A 4,839-nucleotide genomic window follows, 5' to 3' on the forward strand; every position below is an offset into this window, starting at 1 on the left:
TATGTCCTACTTGCATTTCGGACGGAGGGTCGCAACCATCGCGATGCGGAAGCCTTGAAACTACTCGACATGATCTTAGATAATGCGACAGCCGGGCTAATCAATCTGAACCTCAATCAGGGGCAAAAAGTCCGGGAGGCTGGCTCCTATCCCTATCTGGACAACGATTATGGGGCGCAATATCTGTGGGGTATTCCCAAGGAGGGACAATCCCTCGCAGAGGTTGAAGCACTCCTTCTAGAACAGATCGAGCTAATCAAGAAAGGTGAGTTTGAAGAATGGATCCTTTCAGCCGTTGTGACCGACTTTAAGAAATCTCAAAAAGCGGATTTGGAGTCGAATCGTGCGCGCGTGAGTATCATGCGCGATTCGTTCTTAGCCTATCAGGATTGGGATACCACAGCGGGAGAAATCTCGCGCATGGAGAAGGTGACCAAACCGGACATTGTCGATGTGGCGAACCGATATTTTGGCGATGACTATGTGGCGGGCTATCGTATAGATGAACAGCACGAAGTCCCCTCGATCGAAAAGCCTGCCCTCGATATAATTGAGATTGATGCCACGCGGCAATCCGCTTTTGCCAAAGAGGTCTTGGAAATGCCCGTCGAAGAGATTGAGCCGGTCTTTGTCAATGCAGCGAAAGACTACCAAATCGCCGATTATCACGAAGGCGTCAAACTCTATTATGCCCAGAACCCGATCAACGATCTCTTCGTTTTCACAATTTCCGTTGATGTCGGCAGTCGCCACAATAATAAGTTGGCTATCGCCGCGCAACTGCTCGATAAATCCGGCACATCAAAATACAGCAGCGAAGACCTAAAGAAAGAATGGTATAAACTAGGAACCGATTTTAGTCTCAACGTTGGGAACAATGAAACGACTATTTCCATTTCGGGACTTGACGAAAACTTCGGTGCATCTGTGGCGTTGACTATGGATTACCTGAAGCAGCCGATCGCCGATGCCGCAACGCTTGAGGAACTCGTCAAAATCATTCTCGCCAATCGGGAGGATGCCAAAAAAAATCACCGTAGTATTCGAGGTGCCTTGGTCAATTACAACCGTCATGGAGAGGATTCACGCTATCTGCGGCTGTTGCCTAGCGCAGCGGTCCAGCAGCTGACAGTAGATGAACTCCACAAAGAGATTCAAGGACTCTTGAGTTACAAACACACAATCAGCTATACAGGCTCGATCCCGCTTGATGAAGTGGGTGCAACCCTCAAGGCACATCATCCCATCTCAGAGGCTTTGGGTACTCCGCCACCCTACTATTTCCTCAAAACGCGCGTCCCCGAAAAGACCGAGATACTGTTTTTCAACAAGGAAATGGCACAATCGCAGGTGGACATCGAGTTTGGAGGCGAAGATTACAATGAGGCGAACAATCCTGCCATCCAACTCTATAACGCCTACTTTGCGGGTGGGATGTCCGGCATCGTCTTCCAAGAACTACGCGAAGCCCGCGCGCTTGCCTATTCCACATTTGCCAGGTATGCGACAGGCAGCCGCAGGGGTGAGCAAAATCTGATGTGGGGATACATCGCCTGCCAAGCGGACAAAACGCCGGAGGCAGTGGAAGCTCTCATCGACCTCATTGATAACCTGCCGGAATCTCCCGAACGATTCGATGAGGCACGTCAATCGAGAATCAATCGGTATCGCACGGCGAAAATCGGTTTCCGGGCCGTCATTGGCGCAGTGCGTTCTTGGGAGCGTTTGGAAGTTCCAATCGATCCGCGAAAGATTCGCTATGAATCGATCCGGGCGTCGAATATGGACCTAATGCTCCAATTCCATAAAGCGCATGTTCAAGGTCATCCAAAACTCATCTCCATCGTTGGTGATCGGAACAAGATGGAGATGGAAAGGTTGGCAGCGGTGGGGCAGGTGATAGAAATCGGCTTAGATGATATCTTCATTGATTGAACCTAACTGGTCGGATTCCTATAACGCCACCTTGATGCTATGAACGTATATCTGGTCATCATTCTAACCGCACTGATTGGCGAATTTGCACTGCGTAGCATTGCACGCTATCTGAACTTAAAGGCGCTGGATCCAAAGCTACCCAATGAATTTGAGGGATTTTACGATGGCGACAAATACCGCCAATCCCAAGAATATACCAGAGCCGGTGCAAAATTTGCCTATGTTTCCTCTACGTTCGATCTGTGCCTAATTTTGGCGTTCATCTTAGTGGGTGGATTCAACATTGTGGATGAGTTTGTCCGCGGGTTGAATCTACCACCGATAGTAACCGGCTTAATTTTCTTTGCAATCCTCTATTTTGCAAGGGATATTATCTCTATCCCCTTTTCACTCTACAGCGACTTTGTTATTGAAGAAAAATTCGGCTTCAATAAGATGACGGTCAAGACGTTCGTGTTGGATCATATCAAGACTTACGCACTGGCAATCGTTTTAGGGGTCCCTCTACTTGGTGGGGTGCTGTACTTCTTTGAAAAAACTGGCGACCTTGCTTGGATTTATGCGTGGGGACTGATATCCTGTTTCATCATAATTGCGCCGCCGCTTTTTACCACACTGATTGCGCCGATGTTTAACAAATTTACGCCATTAGCGGAGGGTGAACTTAAAGACGCGATTCAGGAATATACGACGAGAGTGAGGTTCCCACTTACAGAGATCTCCGTCATGGATGGCTCTAAACGTTCAACGCACTCTAACGCCTATTTAAGCGGTTTCGGAGCGAAAAAGCGGATCGCGCTTTTTGATACCTTGATCGAGAAGCATTCCGTTCGAGAACTCGTCTCGGTCATTGCGCATGAGGTGGGACATCACAAGAAAAAGCATGTCCTAAAGGGTACGATTTTATCGATTCTTCATTCTGGGCTATTACTTTTTCTGCTCTCACAGTTTGTTGAAAACAGGGCGCTCTTTGATGCTTTTCAGATGGAGGGGGCTTCGGTCTATGCGGGGATTGTTTTCTTCTCTATTCTCTACACGCCAATTGAGCTGGTCCTGTCTATCGGTTTGAACTATATGTCTCGGAAGCATGAATATGAAGCCGACGCCTTTGCTGCTGAGACCATTGCCTCCCCCGAACCGCTCATTTCCGGTTTGAAAAACCTATCTGTTTCTAACCTCGGTAATCTTACACCCCACCCTCTGACTGTCTTTCTCAACTACAGTCATCCACCAGTGCTTCAGCGTATCGCAGCGTTACGTCAATTCGACAATGGGTTGCATACATCTTCGGACTAATTTACTGATCCCTCCAGTTCAACGGTACAGACAATTCTTGCGCGAGTACCTCTATATCCGCTGCCAGCTTGATAGGAATTGGGATGCCATGTACCAGATACTCGGTTCGGCGGCGATAGCTACCCTCGCCGGGCCACTGTGCTTCGCCCTGTTCTTCTGCCGGCGGTGCAGACTTTAGGTAGGATTTGAGCGATGCAGTCCTTTCGTTTAACCAATCCCCGTGAGGCCGTATAGCGATGAAAAGTTTAGATGAACCTCCCGATGTGTCCGTTGGCCGTCCCTCTATTCCCAGTTCATAGCAGAGCAAGCCACCCGCCAGGCCCGCTGTCAGCAGCTCAATCATGAACGCTAAACCGGATCCCTTATGTTCACCCATCGGCAGGAACCGTTGGGACTCAACGATTGCTTCCGGATCCGTAGTCGGTTTTCCCACCGCATCTAACCCCCAGCCAAGCGGAACGCACTGACCCGCCTCCGCAGCTTCTCGGACCCGGCCGATCGCTGTCTGCGTCATGGCGAGGTCTAGCACGACCGGCTCAGCCCCATCCTCCACAGGCACACCGATGGCCATTGGATTGTTGCCTAGGGACGCTGCAGAAGTGCCCCATGCCGGAAAGTTGATGATAGCGTTTGTAAACGCCAAACCGATCATACCAGCTCGCGCCGCCCGCGCTGCATAACTATATCCACGTCCCCAGTGCGCCACACCCCGAATAGTGACTGCGCCGATGCCGCAGGTTTCGGCACGTTCTATCGCCATATCCATCCCAAGGGCAGAAATATAACGCCCGATGCCCCGATCTGTCTCTGCGAGTACTGAAGCCGGATACTCTGCAAGAACCTTCACTTCCGGATCCGGGTTCGTCAATCCGGTTTGGATGTTCTCAACCATCACCGGCAACAATCGAACGCCGTGTGAATGTACGCCGCAGAGATCTACCTCCGCACCAATCTCCGCCTCCACCTCTGCCACATGCGAAGGCGCCCCAACAGCCATCAACGCCTCTTTGAAAAATTGAACGAGCTCACGATGTTCAATTCGCTTTGAATCTGCCATTATCGAAAACCTCGGTTTCGGAAATAGTTCGTGTTCAGGTGAGAAAGAGCTCATTTGAAACCAACTCAATTTATGCTATAATTGACATAAAGAATATAGTTTAGGACTTACGCAGCGGGTTTATAAGTCCCCCTGATAAGGGGGATGTAGGGGGTTAAAAATAAAAAATCTTGCGCCGCGTGCTAAATTTGCGTAAGTCCTGTAGTTGAAATATTGATCTGTGTACGACTTAGACAATGCAGAGAGGGAATCCAGCATGCCATCCTTTGATGAACTCGACTTCAAACTTCGCATCTTCATGAAACTCTATCGCTATCGACGTTACGACACAACGCCGCATACCCCGCTGCAGCACCCACTAACGGAATGCCGAGTTGCCTTAGTCACCACCGCCGGTTTACATACAGCGTCTCAAGAACCGTTTGATAATCATTTCATGGCCGGCGATTACTCCTATCGTGAAATCCCCAACACCGTTGATGTGCAAGCGTTGAAGAGTGCGCACAGCAGCACTGTATACGATCAGACCGCCAGCTTTGCGGATCGGA

At 49.7% G+C, this 4,839-nt stretch carries 4 protein-coding genes; 3 read left to right on the plus strand and 1 reads right to left on the minus strand.

Translation table 11 applies throughout. From position 1 onward, the window contains the following. The coding region (locus J4G02_08020; protein ID MCE2394520.1) for an insulinase family protein at nucleotides 1-1,935 on the plus strand (1,935 nt) is incomplete at its 5' end. Between the two features lie 39 nt (nucleotides 1,936-1,974). Beyond that, the gene (locus J4G02_08025; GenBank protein ID MCE2394521.1) at nucleotides 1,975-3,234 is read left to right on the plus strand and encodes a M48 family metallopeptidase; all 1,260 of its coding nucleotides are present in this window, start codon (nucleotides 1,975-1,977) and stop codon (nucleotides 3,232-3,234) included. A gap of 1 nt (nucleotide 3,235) precedes the next feature. Here J4G02_08025 and J4G02_08030 read toward each other — a convergent pair whose 3' ends face one another. Then, nucleotides 3,236-4,291, minus strand: coding sequence for an Ldh family oxidoreductase (locus J4G02_08030; GenBank protein ID MCE2394522.1), 1,056 nt, complete (start codon nucleotides 4,289-4,291; stop codon nucleotides 3,236-3,238). Between the two features lie 256 nt (nucleotides 4,292-4,547). Here J4G02_08030 and J4G02_08035 point away from each other — a divergent pair. Continuing rightward, nucleotides 4,548-4,839, plus strand: a 292-nt coding sequence (locus J4G02_08035) for a hypothetical protein (protein MCE2394523.1), incomplete at its 3' end; no start/stop codon positions are given.

This window comes from Candidatus Poribacteria bacterium (assembly GCA_021295755.1).
Lineage (GTDB): Bacteria > Poribacteria > WGA-4E > WGA-4E > PCPOR2b > PCPOR2b.